Here is a 21,684-nt window from a genome sequence, read left to right on the forward strand (position 1 = left end):
CCTTAGCCCACGTATTCCGGTTTCATGTCGTCCAGGGTGATGCGGAACTGGTCATACAGTTCATCGCCCAGGTAACGTTTGGCGGTATTGAGAACACCTTCGGCTTTAGCAAACGATTCTGCGGCTTCCGGATCTCCAGGATTTGGCAGTGAATTGATAGCCGCTTCCACCCGGTTACGGTGATCAGCCAGGTGATATTGACGAACGGCTTTATTTTTCAGTTCCGTGTATAGCGCGGTACCAAGTGTTGGTTTTTGGGTTTCGATGTCGCCACGGATTGCGCTTGCCTGGTCGACTGTCACTGCTTTTTCAATGCGGTCACGCAAATCGTCGGCTAACTGATCGATATTTTTGGTTGATTCCTGTGCACTGGCTGATGTTCCCGCACTGCTGGCAATCTCATCAATGGTGACCCTTTCAACAGACGAGGGGTTGATCACCTTCTCCTCACGCTCATCAATTTCATCGGCGGTATAGACCCCGAGGATCACATCCGGGCAGTACAGTCGTGCCCAACGTTTAACGGCAAGATAGGCCAGTTGCTGGCGGGGGTCGCTCGCCCACAGTGTAGAGTTGCGGACTTGTGCCTGCGAAAGCATCAGCACAAGCTCGCGAGGTTCTGATTCTCCTTTGAGGGTTGCCCAGGCGCGAACGCCCACGCCAGCTTCATCTTTCAAATTCCAGCCCGGTGCAATGTACTTTTTGTTCTGGCTGCTTGTCTTCTCCACGAAGCGTCCAACGATGTTTTCCCATGCCCCAAACCATTCAAAGTGAATACGGTCTTTTGTCGGAGCCATGGTATTGATCACTGCGTTAACCAGTTGCGCTTCATAACCAAGCACACCTGAATTACCAACGATGAAAGTCTTTTGTGCTACAGCGAAAGGATCCATACCCCAACGCGCTGCTTGCATCACTACAGCCATGCACGCATCTGGTTTCCCGCGATAATGCTCAGGCACGAAGTTTCCACTATTGGCCATTACTTCCGAGAGCGTGCGCAGGCGGTTGAACAATTCACCGTTCGTCAGGATAGAAACGTTGTCGATCTTCTGGGTCTGGTTTTCAGTTGTTGCGACTAAATTGGACATTGTTATTCCCCCTTACGCCTGTACGCGCAGCGCTTCGAGGCGGCGCACATCAAAATCGTTGAGCTCTTCGGTGTAGTCTTCGGTAATCGGCGCCGGCCAGTCGCCGGTGTCGAAACCGTTCGCAATGGCGCGCATAGCTTTGCGGTATTCCAGCATGCCGAGTTCCAGTAGTTCTTCGGATGCCTCGATGATGGCGATCCAGTGGTAGTTCTCGTCTTTGTTGACGAATATCCAGAAGAACTGATCAAGGGCTGCGGTTTCGCAGTACATAGCCGCACTGAGGTGGTAATCGCGCTCAATGATTTCTCTGTGCAGCTTCGCGCGCAGGCCTTCCTGCTTGATGTTCCACATGCTGATGGTTTTAAGGTCTGCACCGATGCGCAGGCCGCCCATGTCTATCTCAAGGTCAGGACGCACGCGAACTTCCAGCCCGGTTTCCTCATCAATGCCGAAATAGCTCACCTCGACGGCATGGCCCGGATGCGTCAACAACTTGCCGGCGGTAGGGTGATTCAACAGTGCTTTCTGAATGGCCAGTGCCGTAGCCAGCTGCTGGCGGGTAACTAGCACTTTTGCTTCCGGGTTCTCGCGCCATGCATCCAGCAGCTCATCGGCAAACACGGCATCCGGTTTAACCGATTTCACGGCCTGAATCAGGTCGGCCTTTGTACCAGAGACTTTCAGCGGCTGCGCCTTCTTTGCTTCCTGAGCAACCATGTCAGGATTAATAAGCGCCAGCTGTTCCAGTAAGGCATCACGGCTGCCGCTGGTTTTCACCTGGGCGGGCAGAGTAGCGTTATATTCCTTGATGCATGCCTTCATTGCGGTAGCGGTTTGCTTTTGACCGTCTTCAATGCGCTGGAACTCAGCAGGCAAAGACATATAACCCTGGCCGGTTTCTTCAACTGATGTACCCAAAGGAACCTGGGCGGGTAGGGTCGCGTTGTATTCCTCCAGGAATCTCTTGATGTCATCTGCGCTGAGCAAAACCGGAAGCCCGTTGTTGTATTCGTCGATAAACGCGCGGATCGTCGCAGTCGTGGTGAAAGCGCCTTCCGGGATTTCCGGCTCGATGCTGAATTCTTTTTCCAGCTGATCAGGCTGCAGCGCCAGTGAATGCACCAGATTTCCCATATCCAGAACAGGGGAGCGTACCTTCTGGATGGTTTTGGATACGTGGCGCGCCTCGAAATACATCAGCGAAACCCGCGCATCTTTAACCATCGTGGAGCTGATACCGTTAGCGGCGTGGTAGACCTCATTTGGCACGCATTCATATCGACCTGGCTCGAAATACTCCGGCCATGCTGGCGCTGCTTGTTCAGCCTCTTCCTCATCATCAATGTGAGCATTCTCAGAAACCTGGCTTTTCAGCACTTCGGCGGTAAGATCCGGGCAGCGTTCAGCCAGTATTTCGCTCATGTTCACGGCAGTTGTTTGCGCAGGAGGCTCATCAGCGCCTTCGCCTGTTGATACCGAACTATCAATTTCGTTTTTGACTGACTGATCCGCTTCCATCTGCACATTGCTGGTGGTTCCTTCTTCGGTGGCATTAGTAGCCGGTGAAGTCATAAGGCCTTCAATTGAAAACATTCCGCCGCCGAGATTTGCAATTTCCGGGGCTCTGGGTTTGGTCAGGTCTTCGGTTATCCACTTCGGATCCGTGGGGTCACTGATGCCTTCGACATATTCGCCACGTTCGGCGGCCAGAACCTGATTAGCGTCAGGACGTTTCTTTTGAGCTTCTTTCACCAGTTCGGTGCCAATTACCTGAAAGTCAGTTGGGAGAGTTTCCAGGTCAGGCACACCTTCATCTCCATCGATAGCCTTTTTCACAGCGTCCAGAGTGACAGCGGCAGATGAAACATGACCAGCTTTCTCAAGCGTCTCAGCAGAAGGGACGTCATGCTTATGCTCGGTCAGGTTCGCATTGATATAGGTCTGCAGACTTACCGGGAAATGGTGAATATCGCTGGTGGCGCCACGGATAAGGGCAAAAATCGCTGCGCGGGAATAATCCAGGATGCCTGCGACCTTGCGCAGCGCTGCCGACCATTCCTTGAACGGACTTTCTTTCTTCTGGACGATCTCTTTGGCCCGGCGGTGAAGAGATGCCGGGAAATTGTAGATATCGAAATCCATTGGCATTGTGGCCAGGGCTATTTCTACATCGAGCGTATCAAGGGTATGGGTGTAGTCAGGATTGCGATCGGTTTTATTACCGCCGCCAGCATTAGTTCCTGCATCAGTTTTCAAAACCGAAGAAATGCAGTTACCGGCAGCCCATTCCCTGGTGAGAATGCCGCGGTCGATCACGTTCGTGGCGAACCACAGCTTTGCAAACTGGATACGTTTGCCGAGCTCATGCCGTTTCCCTTCCGGGAAGACTTTTTTATTGGCGCTGGTGAATTTCCAGAGCGCCGGCATATCGTATTTTTTGATTTCAGGGACATTCTCGGCGGCCAGAATCAGATCCTGGACGGCTGCGTTATCAGTGTCCATTTCAAGAACTGACAGCTCCTGCCGGTGAGGCATGCTGATATGAGAAACGTGACGTTCTTCGGCCATGTACTGCGCCAGCAGCTGAGCGCGAAAGGGGAGTTCTGCCACGTTAAAAAGCGCGCTCGAATCGTCCTGGTATTCATCGCTACCGAAAGTTTCCACGGTCTCACCTTGTGCCGCATCGCCAGTAGTATTGGCATCAACCAGCACGCCACTAACGGGCTCAGCGGATTCTCCGGCATCATCGCCGTGATGAACATCAGCAGGCGCCTGTCCTGGCTTAAGAGTCCAGGTGCGGCCATCGTCGCCGAGCTGGTAGCGTTCGCACCATGAGTAATCGAGAACACCCTCCGCTGGCAGGTCGTTGAATACCGGGAAATCGGTGCGAATAGGTTTTTGATAGTCTTTGCCGCGGCCTGTTTCGATCCCAGCGTCTTCCAGATCGACGTCGAGCTGCAGTAGAGCGCGGGCTTCTGATTTATTAGTGCGCCAGATTACGGCATCAGCTTTACCCGATTTTTGAGTCGCTTTTATCAGATAAAAATATTCCATGTGATAGCCTCTATTTTGGATGTAGAATCCCCCGGGCCATTGGTAGCGCCCATTCAGGGTGGTCATTGGTTTTGGTAATTTCCGGTGTAACTTTGGTCGGTGGCACCGGACGTACAGCCCGCTTCGGCGGGTTTACGTTAGCCCTCGTGCGCCATCTGGTCGTAAGAGGCGCAACGTTCTGAGCAATACTCTTTTTCTTTCCGTGCGAGCTGGTTCCCCTGGAGGTACAACAGGGTGCTTATCACTGGTTTTCCCTCGATTGCTTTACGGCAGTAACCGCATTTCTTCTGCATTCTTCCCCCTACATTTGCACCGTGAACCCGGCCGGATGTTCGTCCAGTACACCTTTCAGCGGATAACATTCAGCTTTCACGTGTTGCTCTTCTGCAGCTGCCTTGCAGTCATTCTCAGTGTCGTAAACGCCGAGCAGGACATCCTGATTACCGCCTGTCAGCATGCTAACGGTGAGAACCAGGGCAAACATCGTGCTCATGAAGAGGCTCCTTTTTGCGCGAGCATGTAGCACACCCGGCGGAATAAAGCTGACAGCGGACTTAAACGAATAGCCTGCTGACGAGCGGGTTTGCGTGCGAAATCAATCATAGAAATAACTCCCTCAGTGCGCTGATAAGCGCGATCCAGATGAAGAGTCCAATTACTGCCGAAATGACCATGGCTCTGATGCCTTGTTTACTCATTTCAACCTCTGCCTTGTCGCCGGCCAGCGGAACGTTTACCACCTGACAACAATGCGTTTGTTGTCGATGCGACAAATGATGCAACATAAAGTTTCGTTTGTAAAGTGAGTATGAAAGTATTAATTTCGCTAACGGGCAAAAAAAATGGCACCGCAAAGGTGCCATTGGTTGGAGGGGTTACGTTTTCTATTTTTTTTGATTGTTTATGAGGTCGTAGACGTCGTTCTTAAGCAACTCGATATCGTGCAAGACACCTTTGGTGTGAAGGATAAGACGCAACTTCTCGGACTCAGGAAGTTGGTTAAAGAGCGAGAGTATCATTAGCTCCTTTTCGTCCAGGTCACGATTTGATGATAACGTCTGATCAGGCTTATCATCAATTTCATCTGAGGGAAGAAAGAACCAGTGCTCTGGTTTTCCTGTTGCTGCAGCAAGCCGCTTTAACCTCTCACCACTCGCAACACTTTTCCCTTTAGCCCAATTTTGCACAGCAGTGTGCGAGAGCATGACCTTCTTGGCTAGATCGGATTTATTCCAGCCATTTTCAGTCATGACTTGTTGAATTCTTTTGGCAAAAACTGGGTAAGTGATCTCATTCATAAGTGCATTTTACAACCTAAGGTTTCACTCAGCACTAAAACAATTTCTTTCGTTTGTTGAAACATAAACTTTCGTAATGTATGCTTCTCTCCATCAAACCAAGGAGAGCACATGAACAAAGAGACGCAACAAAAAATCAGTAAGGCAGCATCTCGTGCCTGTATCGGAAAGCACTTTGGCATCAGCGGTCAGGCTGTTGGTAAGTGGATTTACGAGAATGGAGTTCCTCAAAAACGCATCGTCCCACTATGCCGTTTTCTTAACTGGGAAGTAACGCCTCATGAAATTGATCCTGAGGCGTACCCAAACCCAACTGACGGCCTGCCGAAACAGGAAGGCTGAACATGCAAACACTTCCCTTTCAACAAAATACCGGATTCAACACCGGCCCTCTGATAAAGCGAAATCAACAGAGAGAGGCAGATCACGACGCAATTCGTTCTGCCGTTCGCGCCTGGGCTGCAGCTGAGGGCCAGGATGTTGTGTCGGCACATATCATCGATGAGTGGCGCCAGCAGGGTGGCGAGGAGATCGCGTTCCCTGATGATATCAGCCGTGCCCGACAGAAGCTTTTTCGCTACCTGGACAACCCTGCCGATTCTGAGCGCTATCGCGAGTACGTTCGCCTTCTTACCCCGGCAATCATGGCTGTTCTTCCTCTGGAGTTTCGCCATCGCCTGATGCCCGAAGACAATTTTATGTCCCGTCTGGCTCGTCTGGAAAAAGAAACCAGCGAAGCAAAGATTGCCGTTGCTGTGGGGGCTCCACGCCATCAAAAGCTGAAAGAACTGAGCGAGGGAATTGTCGAGATGTTCCGGATAGACCCTGAGTTAACGGCGCCGCTGATGGCCATTGTCACTTCAATGCTGGGAGTGACGTGATGCTGGAATTCAGAAAGGTGAAAGCCGCGGTGCTGCAACACCTACGGCTTTCGTTGCGAATTAACTGGATCAATTCACAGGGGAAATTATGAACATGAACCAACTGAATTTCAATAACGGGGGCGCCCATGGCTAAAAACTCGATCGACGCGTACGGCGCCAGCGGTAAAAGCAACGTCCTGTTTTTCGAACCGGAAAACCTGCATCTGGTGACCGATACAACACACCCGCTTTACGACGAACGAGTACACCTACCGCTTAATGAAGCTGTGATCCTCAACATCATGGAACTTGGGGTACTCGAACCGATTATCGTGTGGAAGGACCCGGAGACAGGGAAAACCTGCGTGGTGGCAGGTCGGCAGCGCGTAAAGAACGCTAAGGAAGCAAACGCCAGGAGAAAGCGGGCAGGGCTGGAACCCTGGCCTGTACCCGGTATAGCTAAGCGCGGCTCAGCAATTCAAATGGCCAAATACATGGTCAGCGAAAACGAGATAACCCAACCAGATACCCCACTGGGCCGGGCCAAAAAAATGGTTCAGCAGATGGAATATGGTCATGACGAAAATGACATTGCCCTGCTTTTTGGCTGCAGCGTAAAAACGGTCCAGGCAACCGTGGCTCTACTGGATGCTACGCAGGCCGTCCAGGCGGCGGTTGAGGCTGGAAAAGTCACTGTCACTCAAGCGCGTCAACTGGTCGATATGCCACCGGAAAAGCAACGGGAAACGGTCAAACAGTTAGAGGCAGCGGCAGAGGGTGTAACTGGCCACGAGAAAGCTCGCCGCCAGCGCGCTGTCCTCGGCGACACAAAGCCTCGTCTCAAATCCCGTAAGGAAATCACCCTGCAACTTCAAACCGCCAGCGGCGAATACGCAGCGGCTTTGCTGTGGGTGCTTGGTGATGAAAACACACCAGTTTAAGCAACAACGGGGTCTCTATGCGTGATTACGGCAAGGTGCATACATCATTTTGGATAAGCGATGGAATGCGCCGGGTATCGGATGATGCCAGGTTGCTGGCGCTGTACCTGCTCACAGGGCAACACACGAACATGATTGGGTGTTTCCGGCTGCCTGATGGATACGTTTCGGAAGACTTAGCCTGGACTCCTGAAAGGGTTTCGAAAGGGTTTGATGAGCTATCGGCTAACGGTTTCGCAACGCGTGATTCGTCATCGAAATGGGTGTTAATTCGCAACTTTCTGACCTGGAATTCAGTTGAAAACCCAAACCAGGGAATTGCAGCATTGCGTTTGTTTGATCAGGTCCCGGACAAATCTACGGTGAAGCCAGAGCTGGCGCGGGTTTTAGCCTCGGCAATATCCCACATCGACATCGAAAAACTAAAGGGTTCCGAAAGGGTTCTCGAACCGTTCCTTAACCAGGAACAGGATCAGGAGCAGGAACAGGATCAGGAAGAAGATAATTCGGGGCATGGCTCCGCCACACCCCCAGCAGATCAAAACCAGGACGAAAGCGATAAACCTGATCCCCAAAAAATATACCCGAATGATTTCGAGCAGGTCTGGTCGGTTTATCCCAGGCGGGCAGGGGGTAACAGCAAATCCGATGCCTTCAAAGCCTGGAATGCCCGAATCAGGGATGGAACCACTACGGCGGAAATCTTCGCAGGAGTGGAGCGTTACGCAGCTTTCGTTAAAGCCGAGGGAATCCTCAACACGCAGTACGTGAAACAGGCGAAAACGTTTTTTGGCCCTGGTATGCATTTCAGCGAACCGTGGGCGATTCAGCAGGCGCCAGGCGCACGAGATCCCAATCAGATTTCGGAACCTGACAAAACCATCCCATCGGGATTCAGGGGGTAGCGATGAAAAACATGATTGGTACCGGGAATGCACTGGAGCGACTGAAAAAACTCATTCCCCCTGGCGTTCAGCCAAAATTCGGCAGCGTTGATGAATGGCGTGCCTGGCAAGCCGAAGAAGGCCGTAAGCGCTGTGAGGAACTGGAAAAACAAAACCAACGCGCGCGTGCAGAGAAAATCTTTGGACGTGCAGGAATTCAGGATCTGCACCGCACCTGCACATTCGCTAACTATCAGGTTGAGTCTGATGGCCAGCGTCGGGCGCTCTCGATGGCGAAAAGTTATGCGCAGCATTTCGGCTCTGGGTTTGCGAGTTTCGTATTCAGCGGAGCGCCGGGCACCGGGAAAAACCATCTGGCGGCAGCAATCGGAAATCACCTGCTGGCTGGTGGCCGCTCTGTGCTGGTGGTGACTATTCCTGACCTGATGCTACGTGTTCGCGAGTGCTATGACGGCGGGCAGTCAGAGGCGTCATTGCTGGACGATTTGTGCCATGTGGACCTGCTTATTCTGGATGAGGTGGGTATTCAGCGCGGAAGCAGCGGTGAAAAAGTCATCCTGAATCAGGTTATCGATCGCCGGCTGTCCTCCATGCGACCTGTCGGCATCCTAACCAACCTGAACTATGAATCGCTGAAGGAAACACTGGGTATGCGGATTCTTGACCGTCTCCAGATGGACGGCGGTATGTGGGTGAATTTTGAATGGGACAGCTATCGCAAAAACGTGCGTCATTTGCGTGTCGTTAAGTGAGGTATGTATGGCTAGAGCATTGTCAGCAGTTGAGCGCAGAGAGTACGTCCGTGCAGTGATTCGGATCACCAGGCATCAGGGGCGACTCACGACCGCCGAGGCAATGAAAAAACTGGGCCTGAGCCGCGCTACTGTTCAGCGGTATTTTTCCGAAGCAGAAGCGACTGGCGAGGTTGTCCGGCATGGTCGCTTGGGGTTGTTCCGCGATCAGCGGGCCGTTATCGACTTTGACATGAAGCGGTTTGGCCTGGTGCCAAAAACGGCTGTTGGTATGAACTACAGCCTGCTGGGCAGTCCTGTATTTCAGCGTGTTCTGGATGTGCAGGAAGCTATCTGCGCAAGTAGGCCGACAACTGCGCGCGGGGAGGCCTTATGACTATCGAGAAAACTCATATCGGTATTGTGATTACCAAAGACGGACCGAAACGTAAAAAGCTGCACGCGACGGAAAGTATGTGGGTGGTGGGAAAAAACGAGTTTTACCACAAAGATACCGGGCGCCGGCACTTTGCCGAGAATACGCGCCGTCGGCTTTTGCTGGAAACGATTGAGAAAATCGGGAGCAAATTATGAGTGAAGTCACAGTGAAGTTGACGAACAAAGCGATCGCAATCATTGCGGACTACATCCAACGCGCCAGTAAGAACGAGCAGCTGCAGGACGCAAAGAATCGTCTGGATAAAAAAATAGCGATGCTCTCTGAAGACGAAAACTGCGATCGGGAGCTGTTGATGGCTGCATTCGTACCAGCGATGACAAATCATACCCGTGATGGTTTTTTTGAAGCTATTGCGGTTGCTTTGGAAGGAGCGCAGGCATGAACAAGGAAATGGAACCATCGCTGCAGTATGCCTGCAAACGCATTCTAGAGCTGGAGCAGCTGCTGCTGGTGGATGTACCAGAAACTGTATGGCCCGCTGAAGTAACGATGGTTTTCTCTGAAGTCGAAAACGCCGGTGAATTGCCGGCGCATCACCAACGCCGACTGCATCATCATATCAACCGTATGTGGTTGGAGAAAATGCCGGTATCGTCAATTATCGCCGCGGCTCGTTCGCTGGCCAGCGCTATGGAGAAATACGCGTGAGAGAAATCATCGTAGATAACTTTGCTGGTGGCGGCGGCGCATCGACGGGCATCGAGCTGGCGATTGGGCGTAGTGTGGACATCGCGATAAACCACGACCCGAACGCGGTTGCTATGCATACCACCAATCATCCGGACACGCTGCACTATTGCGAATCGGTTTACGAAGTCAGGCCAAAGGTCGCGACCGCTGGCCGCCCGGTAGCGCTGGCGTGGTTTTCACCAGATTGCCGTCACTTTTCAAAAGCGAAAGGAGCTAAGCCAGTCGAGAAAGCGATCCGTGGACTGGCCTGGGTGGTACTGCGCTGGGGGCTGGATGTTAAACCCCGAGTGATGAAGCTGGAGAACGTTGAAGAATTTAAAACGTGGGGGCCGCTGCTCGCTGGTGAAATGCGTCCAGATCCTGCCCGTGCTGGCGAAACTTTTGAGGCATTCATAGGCATGCTTACCACAGGCATTTCAGCGGATCATCCGGCGCTGGCCGAATGCTGCGAATTTCTGAATATTTCGCTTGATAGTGAGGATGCAGCACGGCTGGTAAAAGGTTTGGGTTACACCGTTGAGTATCGCGAGATGCGCGCATGTGATTATGGTGCGCCGACCATCCGTAAGCGATTCTTCATGGTGATGCGTTGCGATGGGAAGCCGATTGTATGGCCGGAAGCCACTCATGGAGATCCGAAATCACCGGCGGTACTGGCCGGAAAACTGGCGCCGTGGCGCACAGCTGCAGAATGCATCGACTGGTCCATCCCAGCCCCGTCGATTTTTGGCCGCAAAAAGCCGCTGGCGGAAAACACGCTCCGGCGCATTGCCCGGGGAATCCAGCGCTTTGTTATCGAAAGCGCTTCGCCGTTCATCGTGAAGTGCAATCACACAACGACACGCGGGAAATATGACTGTTTCCGGGGGCAGGAACTGGACGAACCGCTGCAGACGATTACGAAAACCCACGGTTTCGCGGTTGCCGTGCCACATCTGACGAAATTCCGCACCGGCGCCACCGGGCAGCCAGTTACCGAGCCGGTACCGACAGTGACCGCCGGCACGTCCAGGCGTCCGGGTGGGAATGGTCATGCGCTGGGGATTGTTGAGGCGGGCCTTGTCCCATTCCTCGCTGGCAACGGTGGCAGCGAATACCAGGCTAAACCGCGCCCGCTTGATAAACCTGCTCACACCATCCTGAAAGAGTCGCGCGCCTGCGTCGTCGCTCCAGTTATCGCCAGGCAGTTCGGCGCCAGTGTCGGGCATAGGGCTGATGAGCCAAGCGCGACGATCACAGCTGGCGGCGGCGGTAAATCGCAACTGGTTGTGCCGACGCTCATTCAAATGGGATACGGAGAGCGGCCCGGTCAGGCGCCTCGCGTCCCCGGACTGGATAAGCCTCTGGGAACCGTTGTTGCTGGTGGCGGGAAACATGCTGTAGTTGGTGCATTCCTGGCAAAACACTACGGAGGGAATTATCAGGGCGCCGGCGTGGGGCTGGATGAGCCCGCGCATTCAGTAACGACTGTCGATCACCACGCCTTAGTTGCTTCTCATCTGGTTAAACTGCGCGGTACTTGCCGTGATGGCCAGGCAACTGACGAGCCGATGCCAACTATCACTGCCGGCGGGCAGCACGTAGGGGAGGTTAAAACGACTCTGGCGGTCGAGGACTATGACGAAGAGCGCGCGCAGCAGGTGCTGGCGTTCCTGCAGCAATACTGCGGGGAGGATAGCACCGGGCTGGTGGATATCGGCGGAGTGACTTACCGCATTGTCGACATCGGCATGCGCATGCTGCAGCCGCATGAACTCTACCGCGCGCAGGGCTTCCCTGAATGGTACATCATCGATCGGGACTATCGCGGCGTGAAGTATTCGAAGGACAAGCAGGTTGCGCGCTGCGGAAACGCCGTGCCGCCGCCGTTCGCTGAGGCGCTGGTCAGGGTCAATTTGCCAGAAATTTGCTCGATTGAAAAAAATGTAGCTTGAAATAAGATGGCTTTATATTCCATAGCATTTGGAGAAGATGTATGAGTTTTACGAGTAAAGAAACCGAAGAGTATGAACATTATGAGTCTTATTACTTTTGTAATATTATCATAAACGTACTTAACAACCAGAGTGCTTACATGAGAGGTCTTAACGATTACCATGGGGATGGTCGTTCTATTATATTTGAAAAGCCCTTCCCAAAATGGTCTCATTTCCATGATTTCATTGAGTTCATAGTGGATAGTGTGTACGCAGAAAAATTAACTCATGACAACCTTGATGAACAATTAAATGCATTTAAACAATATTCCACTCATTTTTCTGAACCAGTCGATGCAGCAATAGTTTCCTTTGTGAGTTTGAGACGGTATTTTCTTGTATATTTAAGTGATAATGATAAAAATTTGAAGGAAAGTTGCATTTCTGATCTCGAAGATTTCTTATGTTTATTTTATGAAGGGGAATTGTTTGCGAAATATCTGGAGCAAACAATCAAGGAGATCTTTTATATATTGTTTGGGGATCGCTCTGTGCTTAGGTTATACAATGAAATGATCGCTGAGTCACGTGGGCTTGATTTCAATCCAGATGATTTCAATGTTAAAACAACCACTAAGAATGGATACCTCAAAAGATTAACGATTCCTAAATGGGTACAGAAGGCAGTTTACCATAGAGACAAAGGCCGATGTGTTATATGTAAAAAAGACCTTACGGGGTTGGTTAATATATATAATAAATCTAATTACGATCATATTGTACCATTGGCGCGGTTTGGAATTAACGATGTGTCCAATATTCAATTACTTTGTGATACATGTAATCAACAGAAAAAAGCGAATAACAATAATTCTTCTAAGGATTATTTTCCTTGGTACCCGATTTAATGTTTTATTATTAAGGGCAATTGATTTACGGTAACCAATTGCCCATAATACACCTGCCAGCCTGAGCAACTGACATTAATGACCGGCGCCAACTGTGGACACATGGCGCACAAAGTTAAGAACGCTCGGATTAAAGTCTTGTATGCAATAACACTGCTGATTTTAATAATTGTGCAAGTTGTTGTAGTGAACGCGGTATTTATCTGTGTGGGGCTTGGGTTTCTTGAGCTATCCGATGAGGTCCTAAAGATTTTCGCTGGATGCTCGATGCCCCATATCTGTGGTCTTGTCTACTGCGTCGTCAATTCTGTTTTCCGAGCAAAAAAATGAAAAGCCTTCTCTTCGGAGAGGGCTTTTTTATTGCTGATGAAAGTAAAAATCTACGCGGCTCAGGGGTCTCTCGCAGCGGTACATAATCGGACCTGTTTCCCGCGCAGTGTTATGCTCGCTAAAGGCAAGTGGCTTTCACGCTATACAAACCCCGTCCCGCCGCCGTTCGCAGAGACATCAGTGAGGGCAAACTTGCCGGCGACATGTCGGACGCGAGCAGTTGCTTAAACTATAATCCCCCCATACCCTAGGGGGCGGTGCCTAAGCGGAACACACCTACGGTGTTGCATGCAAAATGCGCATTAGTGAATTTTGGACGCAAGGAAAACAGAGTTGGTATCGTTTATGAAAAAATTATTACTTCTGGTTAGTGCTGCTCTTATATCAAACGTGGTGTTTGCTATTGATAATAAAAAAGAAATATCACCTGTGCGTATAAGTTGTCCTGCGCCAGTGATGCCAGTGAAGGCTCAGGCATTGAGAACTGAAGGGAGTGTCGATTATGCGGCGTGGGTTAATGATAAAGGCGAAGTGTACTCAGTAGACATAACGGGCGATGAGGTTTTCTTCAGGGAAACTGAGGTTGCTATTAAAAATTGTAAGTTTGTGCCAGGCCATCCAGGGGTGTATCGGGATACAATAAAATTCAGTCTGGTAAAACCTTGAAGAGTGCGTTTAACGTCAAATCTCCACCATGTGGGTAACTACGCTGCATGCTAAAGGGCTGGTGAGAGCTAACTTACCGGAGATGTGCCTGAAAAAAGACATTGCAGCATGATAAAGCCCGCTTCGGCGGGTTTTATCTTTTATGGCGAAAAATTAATCCAACAGGAGAATGGGGGGGGGCGAAAAGTGAACTTAAGCCCACAAAAGGACAAATCGGAAAAATTATTTGTAATACAATTATACACTCATTAGTTATGAGGTTTTTGTATGAAGATTTACCAGGCTCAACCACATGATGTGGATACTATCCTTCCCCTGTATCTCGGGTACCGTCGTTTCTACGAGGTCGAAGAAAATGCCTCGCAGGCCAGAGATTTTATTCTCAAGCGCCTTCAGCTTAATGAGTCCGTGATTTTTTACGCCGAGGTTGATGGGAAAGCGGTAGGCTTTACGCAGCTCTATCCTTTATTTTGCTCTCTTGAGATGAAACGTATTTGGTTGCTTTATGACCTTTTCGTTGATGAGTCAGCTCGGAAGCATGGTGTTGCACACAAACTAATCTCCCGTGCTGAGCAACTGGCGAAGGAGAGCGATTCGGCATTTATTATGCTCAGTACCGCTACAGATAACATCCGTGCACAGGCGTTGTATGAGCGTAATGGATTTGTGCGAGATACTGAGTTCTTCGTGTATAACAAGTTTCTGAAATAAATGTTAGATGTAGCCATAATAAAGTGGTTAGTTAATGCTTGGCGGGTTAGCTTACTACTTGAGTATGGCGTCAATGCCACTTACTCAGTGGTAGTCGTCTCATCTAAACTGCCAGACTACGCAACTGGAGAGCCTTCTACTTTCTATTTTGCCAACGTTGACAGAGAGAAATGGTAAGGCAGCATGAGAAAACCCGCTTCGGCGGGTTTTTTATTGTGGAAAAACCTCAATCTAAACATAAGCATGGTACTGGCAAAAAGTGCTGCAGAGGGGTTGAACATTTCATGCAACCGGTATACTGTTTATTTATACAGTATATCGAGTGGGGTGATAACATGAAAATCGAAGTAACCATCGACAAAACTAAAAAACTACCTGATGGCGCTATTCCGGCTCTTGAAGTTGAGCTATTGCGTCGACTGAATCAGAACTATGAAGATTGCAAGCTAACCATTCGCCGTGCCGGTTCAGACGGATTGAGCGTTTCCGGGGGTATCGACGACGATAAGGAAATCATTGAGGAGATACTCCGCGAGACCTGGGAAAGCGCAGACGACTGGTTTTATTAGTTTGATTTTGATGGTGGCGGCTCTTATCCCAGAGCATCGCATTCGCGTTACCCTTGATGCTGCTACCCGTTTTCTATGAGTGCGTCTGTATGTCGCTCAGGGGGTAATGTGACAGATGGTATTGAGCCAAATCAGCAGGGGAATGTGTGGGCCACCATTACGGACGGATCCGGACATGTTTTGTGCTCATTTCGATTAGCTTTGAATGACCGAATCCTTTTGACGAATATCGATAACGAAGTATCAGTTAGAAAAATTGCAAAAGATGAACACCTCTGGACAAGAAAATCGTTAGTGGAAGTTATCAAGGAAATGAGCTCTAAAAATTGACTCTTAACAGCTAGCTACATCATACTTGCAGTGCTGGCCTGAACAACCAGCCACCTGACAGTGATGCGCCACCGGAGAACGTGATGGCGCAGCTTCACTTAATAAAACAATCTCAAGGTATCCTGATCCCCGCGACGCCGGAGACCAGTGATTTTCTGCAATCAAAATGCAAGCTCGGCTCCGTTCTGGAAGCCGATTATAAGCTTGTCCGCAATCCGGCGTTTCATCGCCGCTACTTTGCTTTACTCAATCTCGGCTTTGACTACTGGGAACCTACCGGCGGAGCGATCTCATCCAATGAGCGCAAGCTTGTGTATGGCTACGCCAGTTTTCTAGCCGCCTATGGCGGTAACGAATCAGCCCTGCTTGATGCCGCAGAACAATACCTGGATCGCGTAGCCGAGAAACGTGCCGGCAGTATCAGTATTTGCAAATCTTTTGACGCCTACCGGGCGTGGGTCATCGTTGAAGCTGGCCACTATGACGCCATACAGCTGCCGGACGGCACGCTGAAAAAACACCCTCGCAGTATTTCTTTCGCCAGCATGGACGAATGCGAGTTCCAGGAACTGTACAAAGCATCGCTCGATGTTCTCTGGCGATGGATCCTCTCTCGTTCGTTCAACAGTCTGCAGGACGCCGAGAACGCCGCAAACCAACTTTTAAGCTTCGCGGGGTGATGCCGATGAAACACTCATGGTTTCACCATCTCGAATGCACAACGCAGCAGGCCGAAGAATTGGTAGCGAGATATCGTCAGCGGGGCGTAAAGGTCGAACGAAGCTTAAACCCTGACTTTATGACATGGACCGTCAGCGTGCAATTGGTGGAGGACAAAAATCCGCCGTGGCCAGACTCTCGCTGGCGCAACAGGATGTGGGGGTGAGTATGGCGAACCTACGTAAAGCGGCCCGAGGCCGCGAATGCACAGTACGGATCCCCGGGTACTGCAATGGCAATCCTGAAACCAGCGTACTGGCGCATTACCGCCTGGCGGGTACCTGCGGAACTGGATGTAAGCCGGACGATACACAGGGCGCTATAGCCTGCAGCGCTTGCCACGATCTCATTGATGGCAGAAAGAAAACCACCGATTACACCCGCGACGAACTGCGCCTGATGCACGCTGAGGGGGTAATGCGTACCCTGGAAATCTGGCGGAAAGAGGGACTTATCAAATCATGAAAATCTACGATATCACGCCAATAGGAAAACCCAGGATGACCAGAGCTGATAAGTGGAAGCAGCGTCCAGCAGTAATGCGTTATCGGGCATTCTGTGATGAAGCTCGTCTTCGCAACATTCACCTGCCAGAGTCCGGCGCTCACGTCACGTTCGTCATGCCTATGCCGCAAAGCTGGAGTCAGAAAAAGAGGGCGCAATACGCCGGACGCCCACATCAGTCAAAGCCTGACTGCGACAACATGCTTAAAGCCCTGATGGATGCTCTCTACGACGATGATTCGCACGTATGGGATTGCCGCATTACCAAAATATGGGGCGAGAAAGGGCAGATCATTATTGGGGAGTCTCTATGACCCTCGATCACTTCATCCAGTACCAGGCGGAAAGCGTTAAGCGCGCCAGCATGCCGCCAGTAGCGAAACATAGTCGTACCAAAACCAATCAGCCACAGAAAGCAGGGGAATCATTGTGAAACTTGAAGCATTACCGAAATTTTTCTCGCCAAAGTCGATGATGCCCGGCGCTGTACCATGTGGGATCACTGCTGAAACACTGACGATTACCGATGTTATGGCAGCTCTTGGTTTGGCAACTTCAAAATCAGCGATAGGCATCGAGCTCTATCTGGCAAAAGCTGGCGTTCTTCATACGGACAACATCATCGCCTTTATCAATGAGCTTGCCACTCAACGCGCCAGCCGGAACCGGCCACTGCAGGCCATGCCGGAACAACAGCGAGAAGCATTCCTGCTCATTATGGCCGAATACGTTTTTCGGGATTACTCGCTTAGCGCCGCAAGCAGGGTGACATGCAGTAGTTGCGCCGGGGACGGGTTCATTGACGCGGAGGTATTCACCAACAAAGTGACCTATCCAGATGGCAAGCCGCCGAAGTGGGTCAAAGTTACGAAGGGGATCTCTCCATCAGACTGGGAGGAAGTTAAAACCATTCGTGAGCAGGTGAAGGTAATCTGCAAAACGTGCAATGGGAAGGGGAGCATCAAGAACGAATGCCGGTGCCGGGGGCGCGGTGAAGTTCTCGATAAGAAAAAATCCAAGTTGCAGGGGCTTCCTGTTTTTAAACAGTGCCCCCGCTGTAGCGGGCGTGGCTATCCCAGATTAAAGGATACCGAGGTATTTAAGGCTCTTGGAGTGACAGAAACTACCTGGCGCAGAAACTTCAAATTGTTCTTCGATCGACTGGTGGAGTATTGCCACGTTGAAGAATCCTTCGCAGAAAAGATGCTCGAACGGGTAACGAGGTGATTTTTCTGAGGGGTATTGCAAACGTGGCGGAAATTGGCTAATCTCGTTTCAACGATGGGTTACTACGCCCATGACGTTACAGATATTAAGACCTCGCCTCGGCGGGGTTTTTTTTGCTTTTAAGGGCTCTTGCAATAATTGCAAAACCTTTACATTCGCACTGTCTTAGCCCCTATAATACTCTCAAAGAACAGAAAATAAGTGGATGGTCTAATGAGTCTTATTGAACTTGAAGGGGCTATTGCCTGGTTCTTTGTTGTTGTTTTTGCAACATTTTTAATTGACCTGTGGTTTAGGCACAAATGATTTCGCTCTTGATGAGTTGAAGTAAGCATAATTCTCAAAAGGCTCGCATCCGCGGGCCTTTTTCGTATCTGCGCCACGCTCGGCGCTAATTAACCACAGAGCCTTTCAGGGGTGAGCCATAGGGAATAGTCAGTGTGACTATCTCTGTGGGCTGATCATTCCTGAGCGCTGGCTCACCCGCTAAAAGGAAAGTCACTATGTTTGGTCTCTTCAAAAAGAAAGCACGTAAAGCCGTTGTTGAAGTTAAGAAAATGGAAAATCGCGATGCGGTTGAGGCGACTGTGTGGGGCGCTTATTCCATTGCGTATGCCGATGGTACCTGCGATGCGAAAGAAATCGCCACGCTGGAAAAAACAATTTCGGCGCTGCCAGCCTTCGCGCCGTTCGCCGGTGAAATCGCACAAATGAGCAGTAATATTCGTGCTCGTTACGAAGCTTCACCACGTTCTGCCAACGCTCAGGCGCTGCGTGAATTGGCTGATGTTGCGGGTACAAATGACGCTGTTGATGTTCTTTGCCTGTGCCTTGATGTTGCTGATAACGACGGTATCGGTGAAGAAGAAGAGAAACAGCTGAAGAAAATCGCTCAGGCTCTCCAGCTTCCTCTGGATCAGTACCTGTGATCGGCAAACTGCGCTGGGCGGCCGCCGGGGTTTTGTTGTTCCTGGTGGTTGCCATCGATTTCACCAGCAAAATGATGTCCATCCTTGCTGATGGCGTGCTAGTGGCTGGGGTTATCGCTTTACTCTGGCCGCTTATTAAATCTAGTGATTAACACTGTGCAAAAGGCATCTTCGGGTGCCTTTGACAGAGTGTTACATATTGACTAACACAAAGTTTACAAATTAGATTAACGGCATGGTGAATCCCCCTGTGCGGAGGGGCGGCCAGTCACTTACAGTGATCTGTAAATGCAGCGCGGGCCATGTCGGCTGGGACATGCCCACCGGGAGGCACCCGGCACCATATGCAATGCTACTAAGCTATTTGGTAGTGGGGTTGCCGTTTCGGCTTCTCCAGCTATGTTTAAAAGGCAGTAACGGAATAATGATCACTCTCCTGGTAAATCGGTAGCTCGGACTATTAGGTGCGTATCGAACCGTTACAGAATCAGAATGCCTACCTTTCTGCCCGCCCGTTAGAGCGGGCTTTTTTTCGCCTGATCAAGGCACTTCAACTAACCAAAAACATTTAAGGGCTGTGCTATTGCGCGGCCTTTTTCATTTCAGGCTCACGGGTGGCTCCGTTTAAGGCTTTTCGCTAAATCAGCCCGATGGGCCTGAACCTTTTCAAACACACAGCGCCATCCGTCATTAACGGAGGTGAGGCTTATGCGAATGCCCTACAAACAAGATTTCATCGCCGCTCTGCTGGCAGCTAAGGAGCAGGGTATCGGCGCAATACTGGCTTTCATCATGGCGTATTTGCGTGGCCGCTATAACGGTGGCGCCATGGCGAAGACGCTGATCGATGCTGTCATGTGCGCGATGATCGCCTGGTTCGTCCGTGACCTTCTCGACTTCATTGGCCTGAGCAGCAATCTCGCCTACATCGCCAGTGTCTTCATTGGCTATATCGGTACTGACTCGATCGGGAGCTTGATTAAAAAAATCGCAGCCAGAAAGGCAGGAGTTGATGATGCTGGAGATCAATAAACAACGTAAAGCGTTTCTGGACATGCTCGCTTGGTCTGAAGGTACAGACAAAGCGGGGCAGCCGACAAAGAACCGAGGCTATGACGTCATTATTGGTGGTTCACTCTTTACTGACTACAGCGATCATCCACGCAAGTTGGTTAACCTGCCAAAGCTGGGTATCAAATCCACCGCAGCGGGGCGCTACCAGCTCCTGTCGAAGTGGTGGGATGCTTACCGCAAGCAGCTCGGCCTGAAGGACTTCTCCCCGGCATCACAGGACCAGGTCGCGCTACAGCAGATTAAAGAGCGTGGCGCTCTGCCGCTTATTGACAACGGGCAGATTCGTCAGGCTATCGACCGTTGCAGCAATATTTGGGCATCTCTCCCCGGAGCTGGTTACGGTCAGTTTGAGCACGAAGCCGACAACCTCATCGCAAAATTCAAAGCCGCTGGCGGCTTCGTCGCTGAAGTTAAATCATGAACCTGAAGGTAAATTATGAACTATCTCATTAACCGACTTAAAGAGCCGTCTACCTGGCGCGGCATTATCCTGGTCATTGCTGGTGTCTTCGGCTATCAGATGCCTCCGGGCGTTCAGGAAACCGTCATCGCTGGCGGCGTAGCGCTGGCTGGCGTTGTTGGCGCGGTGATGCCGGACAGCGTTAAGAAGTAAGCAGGCTAGCAACCGGCAGGGCTACAGAAACCCGCTTTCCTTCAGTTTCTTAACCAATAAGTAATTGGTGATTACTCCAAGAGAAACCCCAACAATCCACGGCACAGATGAATCAAGCATTAGTGAGTTGTTCACGTTAATGCTGCCGGTGATGCAGGCATAGGTATTTGTAAAAGCAAACCATGTAAAAAGTATCTGTTTCATTTGGTTATCTCCATGCTTTCCATCCCAACAATATCCACCTACGAGCCGGTAAAAGCAAATCAGATACAACCGAAAGGGCTACGAAATGAGTGAAGCAAAACCGCAGGACGGCAGCACTGCAAAAAGGCTACCGCACATTAACCGCTGGCGAAATTGAGCGGATGAACCGCCTCAAAGGTGTCAGCCAGCATTTTTGCAGTCTGCTCGATACTGAGCGAGAGGTTACAACGGCTGAAGTTGTCGAGCGTGGTAGTCAGGCCGAAACCGAGAGAGCAGAGGCTTTGCGCTGCATGGCTATCGCGCGCACCAAAATGCAGGAAGCCTGTATGTGGGCATGTCGTGCAATAGCAAGGCCTGATAGCGATTGTTGATGCTGTGACATGTCACAACAAGCCCACCGATACGTTGGCTTTTTTTGTCATCCTATTTGATATCATCACCAATAATAACAATCAGGATGAGATGACAATGAAACAGAAAATTACAGATGCATTTGTTAATTTTACGCATAGCTGGAACGACTTGCTTCACGCTTCCATTGAAAGGAAAATCTCAGACGGTTACGACCTGGCATATCCTAATAAGAATGATTTTGAACACCGCGAGTCCACTACAAAAGCCATGCGAGAGTTTTACTACCAGCGGATGATGAATACGGCCTCGTTGCTGCTCACTGGTGTGTCACTACTGGTGGCATTGTTTGCACTGATCGTTGCGATAGTGGCCATTAAATATTCTTAGGCCCATGGGTCGTACTCGCTGATCACGTTGGGCTGCTTACCGCGGGCAGTAGGAAAGTCTGAGCGTTTCGTCACCCGATATGCGAACGCCAAACGCGTACTGGTTATTAGCGGCGATGATGTGACATGAACTCAAGGGCACGGGCGCAGAGCACTGCGAGAGTGTGGTTGTGTAATCAGGTCATGGAGCTTGCGTATAGACGTTCTCTG

General features: G+C 50.6%; 33 protein-coding genes and 1 pseudogene. 28 read left to right on the forward strand and 6 right to left on the reverse strand.

The features are described from left to right. Window positions 1–2: 2 nt before the first annotated feature. The 5 genes from HMPREF3142_RS19950 to HMPREF3142_RS19970 form a co-directional block, all read right to left on the reverse strand. On the reverse strand, window positions 3–1,091 hold the full coding sequence (locus tag HMPREF3142_RS19950; RefSeq protein ID WP_050887835.1) for a RecT family recombinase: 1,089 nt from the start codon (window positions 1,089–1,091) through the stop codon (window positions 3–5). A gap of 12 nt (window positions 1,092–1,103) precedes the next feature. Further along, on the reverse strand, window positions 1,104–4,145 hold the full coding sequence (locus tag HMPREF3142_RS19955; RefSeq protein ID WP_070612424.1) for a RecE family exodeoxyribonuclease: 3,042 nt from the start codon (window positions 4,143–4,145) through the stop codon (window positions 1,104–1,106). 137 nt (window positions 4,146–4,282) lie between these two features. Continuing rightward, window positions 4,283–4,438, reverse strand: a complete 156-nt coding sequence (locus HMPREF3142_RS28325; protein WP_077270059.1) for a YdaE family protein — start codon at window positions 4,436–4,438, stop codon at window positions 4,283–4,285. Window positions 4,439–4,446: 8 nt separating this feature from the next. Further along, the gene (locus tag HMPREF3142_RS19960; RefSeq protein ID WP_004179600.1) at window positions 4,447–4,638 is read right to left on the reverse strand and encodes a YdfD/YebW family protein; all 192 of its coding nucleotides are present in this window, start codon (window positions 4,636–4,638) and stop codon (window positions 4,447–4,449) included. Between the two features lie 391 nt (window positions 4,639–5,029). Next, on the reverse strand, window positions 5,030–5,443 hold the full coding sequence (locus tag HMPREF3142_RS19970; protein WP_070612428.1) for a helix-turn-helix domain-containing protein: 414 nt from the start codon (window positions 5,441–5,443) through the stop codon (window positions 5,030–5,032). 111 nt (window positions 5,444–5,554) lie between these two features. Here HMPREF3142_RS19970 and HMPREF3142_RS19975 point away from each other — a divergent pair, with 111 nt between their 5' ends. The 26 genes from HMPREF3142_RS19975 to HMPREF3142_RS29550 all read left to right on the forward strand — a co-directional run bounded on the left by HMPREF3142_RS19975 (window position 5,555) and on the right by HMPREF3142_RS29550 (window position 20,530). Further along, window positions 5,555–5,785 (forward strand): helix-turn-helix domain-containing protein, encoded by a 231-nt coding sequence (locus HMPREF3142_RS19975; RefSeq protein ID WP_023341332.1) that lies wholly within the window; start codon window positions 5,555–5,557, stop codon window positions 5,783–5,785. Window positions 5,786–5,787: 2 nt separating this feature from the next. Beyond that, the gene (locus HMPREF3142_RS19980) at window positions 5,788–6,324 is read left to right on the forward strand and encodes a toxin YdaT domain-containing protein (RefSeq protein WP_070612430.1); all 537 of its coding nucleotides are present in this window, start codon (window positions 5,788–5,790) and stop codon (window positions 6,322–6,324) included. A gap of 128 nt (window positions 6,325–6,452) precedes the next feature. Next, a complete protein-coding gene (locus HMPREF3142_RS19985; protein WP_070612432.1) occupies window positions 6,453–7,247 on the forward strand; it encodes a ParB/RepB/Spo0J family partition protein in 795 nt (264 codons plus the stop codon). Window positions 7,248–7,264: 17 nt separating this feature from the next. Beyond that, on the forward strand, window positions 7,265–8,152 hold the full coding sequence (locus HMPREF3142_RS19990) for a hypothetical protein (protein ID WP_176747624.1): 888 nt from the start codon (window positions 7,265–7,267) through the stop codon (window positions 8,150–8,152). A gap of 2 nt (window positions 8,153–8,154) precedes the next feature. Then, a complete protein-coding gene (locus HMPREF3142_RS19995; protein WP_070612434.1) occupies window positions 8,155–8,904 on the forward strand; it encodes an ATP-binding protein in 750 nt (249 codons plus the stop codon). A 7-nt stretch (window positions 8,905–8,911) separates the two neighbouring features. Then, window positions 8,912–9,280, forward strand: coding sequence for a DUF977 family protein (locus tag HMPREF3142_RS20000; RefSeq protein WP_041937617.1), 369 nt, complete (start codon window positions 8,912–8,914; stop codon window positions 9,278–9,280). Next, window positions 9,277–9,477 (forward strand): hypothetical protein, encoded by a 201-nt coding sequence (locus tag HMPREF3142_RS20005; protein ID WP_015958289.1) that lies wholly within the window; start codon window positions 9,277–9,279, stop codon window positions 9,475–9,477. Before HMPREF3142_RS20000 ends, HMPREF3142_RS20005 begins: the two co-directional genes overlap by 4 nt. Then, window positions 9,474–9,725 carry a hypothetical protein gene (locus HMPREF3142_RS20010; protein ID WP_070612436.1) on the forward strand — a complete coding sequence of 84 codons (252 nt, stop codon included), beginning with the start codon at window positions 9,474–9,476 and terminating at the stop codon, window positions 9,723–9,725. Before HMPREF3142_RS20005 ends, HMPREF3142_RS20010 begins: the two co-directional genes overlap by 4 nt. Before the next feature lie 8 nt (window positions 9,726–9,733). Further along, window positions 9,734–9,991 (forward strand): hypothetical protein, encoded by a 258-nt coding sequence (locus tag HMPREF3142_RS20015; protein ID WP_070612580.1) that lies wholly within the window; start codon window positions 9,734–9,736, stop codon window positions 9,989–9,991. Then, complete coding sequence (locus HMPREF3142_RS20020; protein ID WP_070612438.1) at window positions 9,988–11,967, forward strand: DNA cytosine methyltransferase; 1,980 nt, start codon at window positions 9,988–9,990, stop codon at window positions 11,965–11,967. The genes HMPREF3142_RS20015 and HMPREF3142_RS20020 overlap by 4 nt, the downstream gene beginning before the upstream one ends. Before the next feature lie 41 nt (window positions 11,968–12,008). Continuing rightward, the gene (locus tag HMPREF3142_RS20025; protein WP_070612439.1) at window positions 12,009–12,857 is read left to right on the forward strand and encodes an HNH endonuclease; all 849 of its coding nucleotides are present in this window, start codon (window positions 12,009–12,011) and stop codon (window positions 12,855–12,857) included. A 675-nt stretch (window positions 12,858–13,532) separates the two neighbouring features. Beyond that, window positions 13,533–13,853, forward strand: a complete 321-nt coding sequence (locus HMPREF3142_RS20035) for an energy transducer TonB (RefSeq protein WP_070612443.1) — start codon at window positions 13,533–13,535, stop codon at window positions 13,851–13,853. A gap of 267 nt (window positions 13,854–14,120) precedes the next feature. Further along, window positions 14,121–14,564: a GNAT family N-acetyltransferase gene (locus HMPREF3142_RS20040; protein ID WP_004179624.1), complete on the forward strand. Its 444-nt coding sequence runs from the start codon at window positions 14,121–14,123 to the stop codon at window positions 14,562–14,564. 335 nt (window positions 14,565–14,899) lie between these two features. Beyond that, a complete protein-coding gene (locus tag HMPREF3142_RS20045; protein WP_049073906.1) occupies window positions 14,900–15,133 on the forward strand; it encodes a DinI family protein in 234 nt (77 codons plus the stop codon). 108 nt (window positions 15,134–15,241) lie between these two features. Beyond that, entirely contained in the window at window positions 15,242–15,463 is a 222-nt protein-coding gene (locus HMPREF3142_RS29120) for a hypothetical protein (protein WP_072122537.1), read from the forward strand. A gap of 83 nt (window positions 15,464–15,546) precedes the next feature. Next, window positions 15,547–16,143 carry a DUF1367 family protein gene (locus tag HMPREF3142_RS20050; protein ID WP_064142418.1) on the forward strand — a complete coding sequence of 199 codons (597 nt, stop codon included), beginning with the start codon at window positions 15,547–15,549 and terminating at the stop codon, window positions 16,141–16,143. After that, window positions 16,143–16,349, forward strand: coding sequence for a hypothetical protein (locus HMPREF3142_RS29955; protein WP_077270060.1), 207 nt, complete (start codon window positions 16,143–16,145; stop codon window positions 16,347–16,349). The genes HMPREF3142_RS20050 and HMPREF3142_RS29955 overlap by 1 nt, the downstream gene beginning before the upstream one ends. Window positions 16,350–16,351: 2 nt before the next feature. Then, a complete protein-coding gene (locus tag HMPREF3142_RS20055) occupies window positions 16,352–16,648 on the forward strand; it encodes a DUF1364 domain-containing protein (RefSeq protein WP_064142417.1) in 297 nt (98 codons plus the stop codon). Beyond that, window positions 16,645–17,001, forward strand: coding sequence for a RusA family crossover junction endodeoxyribonuclease (locus HMPREF3142_RS20060; RefSeq protein ID WP_070612445.1), 357 nt, complete (start codon window positions 16,645–16,647; stop codon window positions 16,999–17,001). Before HMPREF3142_RS20055 ends, HMPREF3142_RS20060 begins: the two co-directional genes overlap by 4 nt. After that, window positions 16,998–17,120, forward strand: a complete 123-nt coding sequence (locus HMPREF3142_RS29960; protein ID WP_072122534.1) for a hypothetical protein — start codon at window positions 16,998–17,000, stop codon at window positions 17,118–17,120. The genes HMPREF3142_RS20060 and HMPREF3142_RS29960 overlap by 4 nt, the downstream gene beginning before the upstream one ends. Then, window positions 17,117–17,914: an antitermination protein Q gene (locus tag HMPREF3142_RS20065; protein ID WP_070612448.1), complete on the forward strand. Its 798-nt coding sequence runs from the start codon at window positions 17,117–17,119 to the stop codon at window positions 17,912–17,914. The genes HMPREF3142_RS29960 and HMPREF3142_RS20065 overlap by 4 nt, the downstream gene beginning before the upstream one ends. Before the next feature lie 503 nt (window positions 17,915–18,417). Beyond that, window positions 18,418–18,843: a tellurite resistance TerB family protein gene (locus HMPREF3142_RS20070; RefSeq protein WP_070612450.1), complete on the forward strand. Its 426-nt coding sequence runs from the start codon at window positions 18,418–18,420 to the stop codon at window positions 18,841–18,843. Continuing rightward, window positions 18,840–18,995: a DUF3927 family protein gene (locus HMPREF3142_RS28340; protein ID WP_049106554.1), complete on the forward strand. Its 156-nt coding sequence runs from the start codon at window positions 18,840–18,842 to the stop codon at window positions 18,993–18,995. Before HMPREF3142_RS20070 ends, HMPREF3142_RS28340 begins: the two co-directional genes overlap by 4 nt. 556 nt (window positions 18,996–19,551) lie before the next feature. After that, entirely contained in the window at window positions 19,552–19,875 is a 324-nt protein-coding gene (locus HMPREF3142_RS20075; protein ID WP_032430487.1) for a phage holin, lambda family, read from the forward strand. Continuing rightward, window positions 19,859–20,338 (forward strand): glycoside hydrolase family 24 protein, encoded by a 480-nt coding sequence (locus HMPREF3142_RS20080; protein WP_070612451.1) that lies wholly within the window; start codon window positions 19,859–19,861, stop codon window positions 20,336–20,338. Before HMPREF3142_RS20075 ends, HMPREF3142_RS20080 begins: the two co-directional genes overlap by 17 nt. Window positions 20,339–20,353: 15 nt before the next feature. Beyond that, window positions 20,354–20,530, forward strand: coding sequence for a hypothetical protein (locus HMPREF3142_RS29550; protein WP_164875678.1), 177 nt, complete (start codon window positions 20,354–20,356; stop codon window positions 20,528–20,530). Between the two features lie 21 nt (window positions 20,531–20,551). Here HMPREF3142_RS29550 and HMPREF3142_RS20085 read toward each other — a convergent pair whose 3' ends face one another. Continuing rightward, window positions 20,552–20,734 (reverse strand): hypothetical protein, encoded by a 183-nt coding sequence (locus HMPREF3142_RS20085; protein WP_048329988.1) that lies wholly within the window; start codon window positions 20,732–20,734, stop codon window positions 20,552–20,554. 85 nt (window positions 20,735–20,819) lie between these two features. Here HMPREF3142_RS20085 and HMPREF3142_RS28345 point away from each other — a divergent pair. Together HMPREF3142_RS28345 and HMPREF3142_RS20090 are read left to right on the forward strand one after the other, a co-directional pair. Further along, a pseudogene (locus HMPREF3142_RS28345) lies at window positions 20,820–21,105 on the forward strand (hypothetical protein). A 97-nt stretch (window positions 21,106–21,202) separates the two neighbouring features. Further along, a complete protein-coding gene (locus tag HMPREF3142_RS20090; protein ID WP_070612454.1) occupies window positions 21,203–21,475 on the forward strand; it encodes a hypothetical protein in 273 nt (90 codons plus the stop codon). Window positions 21,476–21,684: the final 209 nt, after the last annotated feature.

This window comes from Klebsiella sp. HMSC16C06 (assembly GCF_001808325.1).
Taxonomy (GTDB): Bacteria; Pseudomonadota; Gammaproteobacteria; order Enterobacterales; family Enterobacteriaceae; genus Klebsiella; species Klebsiella variicola.

Bases quoted from the DNA above. Each gene is read 5' to 3' on its own strand.
- HMPREF3142_RS19950 (WP_050887835.1), bottom strand. From the start codon at position 1,091: ATGTCCAATTTAGTCGCAACAACTGAAAACCAGACCCAGAAGATCGAC.
- HMPREF3142_RS19955 (WP_070612424.1), bottom strand. From the start codon at position 4,145: ATGGAATATTTTTATCTGATAAAAGCGACTCAAAAATCGGGTAAAGCT.
- HMPREF3142_RS28325 (WP_077270059.1), bottom strand. From the start codon at position 4,438: ATGCAGAAGAAATGCGGTTACTGCCGTAAAGCAATCGAGGGAAAACCA.
- HMPREF3142_RS19960 (WP_004179600.1), bottom strand. From the start codon at position 4,638: ATGAGCACGATGTTTGCCCTGGTTCTCACCGTTAGCATGCTGACAGGC.
- HMPREF3142_RS19970 (WP_070612428.1), bottom strand. From the start codon at position 5,443: ATGAATGAGATCACTTACCCAGTTTTTGCCAAAAGAATTCAACAAGTC.
- HMPREF3142_RS19975 (WP_023341332.1), top strand. From the start codon at position 5,555: ATGAACAAAGAGACGCAACAAAAAATCAGTAAGGCAGCATCTCGTGCC.
- HMPREF3142_RS19980 (WP_070612430.1), top strand. From the start codon at position 5,788: ATGCAAACACTTCCCTTTCAACAAAATACCGGATTCAACACCGGCCCT.
- HMPREF3142_RS19985 (WP_070612432.1), top strand. From the start codon at position 6,453: ATGGCTAAAAACTCGATCGACGCGTACGGCGCCAGCGGTAAAAGCAAC.
- HMPREF3142_RS19990 (WP_176747624.1), top strand. From the start codon at position 7,265: ATGCGTGATTACGGCAAGGTGCATACATCATTTTGGATAAGCGATGGA.
- HMPREF3142_RS19995 (WP_070612434.1), top strand. From the start codon at position 8,155: ATGAAAAACATGATTGGTACCGGGAATGCACTGGAGCGACTGAAAAAA.
- HMPREF3142_RS20000 (WP_041937617.1), top strand. From the start codon at position 8,912: ATGGCTAGAGCATTGTCAGCAGTTGAGCGCAGAGAGTACGTCCGTGCA.
- HMPREF3142_RS20005 (WP_015958289.1), top strand. From the start codon at position 9,277: ATGACTATCGAGAAAACTCATATCGGTATTGTGATTACCAAAGACGGA.
- HMPREF3142_RS20010 (WP_070612436.1), top strand. From the start codon at position 9,474: ATGAGTGAAGTCACAGTGAAGTTGACGAACAAAGCGATCGCAATCATT.
- HMPREF3142_RS20015 (WP_070612580.1), top strand. From the start codon at position 9,734: ATGGAACCATCGCTGCAGTATGCCTGCAAACGCATTCTAGAGCTGGAG.
- HMPREF3142_RS20025 (WP_070612439.1), top strand. From the start codon at position 12,009: ATGAGTTTTACGAGTAAAGAAACCGAAGAGTATGAACATTATGAGTCT.
- HMPREF3142_RS20035 (WP_070612443.1), top strand. From the start codon at position 13,533: ATGAAAAAATTATTACTTCTGGTTAGTGCTGCTCTTATATCAAACGTG.
- HMPREF3142_RS20040 (WP_004179624.1), top strand. From the start codon at position 14,121: ATGAAGATTTACCAGGCTCAACCACATGATGTGGATACTATCCTTCCC.
- HMPREF3142_RS20045 (WP_049073906.1), top strand. From the start codon at position 14,900: ATGAAAATCGAAGTAACCATCGACAAAACTAAAAAACTACCTGATGGC.
- HMPREF3142_RS20050 (WP_064142418.1), top strand. From the start codon at position 15,547: ATGGCGCAGCTTCACTTAATAAAACAATCTCAAGGTATCCTGATCCCC.
- HMPREF3142_RS29955 (WP_077270060.1), top strand. From the start codon at position 16,143: ATGCCGATGAAACACTCATGGTTTCACCATCTCGAATGCACAACGCAG.
- HMPREF3142_RS20055 (WP_064142417.1), top strand. From the start codon at position 16,352: ATGGCGAACCTACGTAAAGCGGCCCGAGGCCGCGAATGCACAGTACGG.
- HMPREF3142_RS20060 (WP_070612445.1), top strand. From the start codon at position 16,645: ATGAAAATCTACGATATCACGCCAATAGGAAAACCCAGGATGACCAGA.
- HMPREF3142_RS29960 (WP_072122534.1), top strand. From the start codon at position 16,998: ATGACCCTCGATCACTTCATCCAGTACCAGGCGGAAAGCGTTAAGCGC.
- HMPREF3142_RS20070 (WP_070612450.1), top strand. From the start codon at position 18,418: ATGTTTGGTCTCTTCAAAAAGAAAGCACGTAAAGCCGTTGTTGAAGTT.
- HMPREF3142_RS20075 (WP_032430487.1), top strand. From the start codon at position 19,552: ATGCGAATGCCCTACAAACAAGATTTCATCGCCGCTCTGCTGGCAGCT.
- HMPREF3142_RS20080 (WP_070612451.1), top strand. From the start codon at position 19,859: ATGCTGGAGATCAATAAACAACGTAAAGCGTTTCTGGACATGCTCGCT.
- HMPREF3142_RS29550 (WP_164875678.1), top strand. From the start codon at position 20,354: ATGAACTATCTCATTAACCGACTTAAAGAGCCGTCTACCTGGCGCGGC.
- HMPREF3142_RS20085 (WP_048329988.1), bottom strand. From the start codon at position 20,734: ATGAAACAGATACTTTTTACATGGTTTGCTTTTACAAATACCTATGCC.
- HMPREF3142_RS20090 (WP_070612454.1), top strand. From the start codon at position 21,203: ATGAAACAGAAAATTACAGATGCATTTGTTAATTTTACGCATAGCTGG.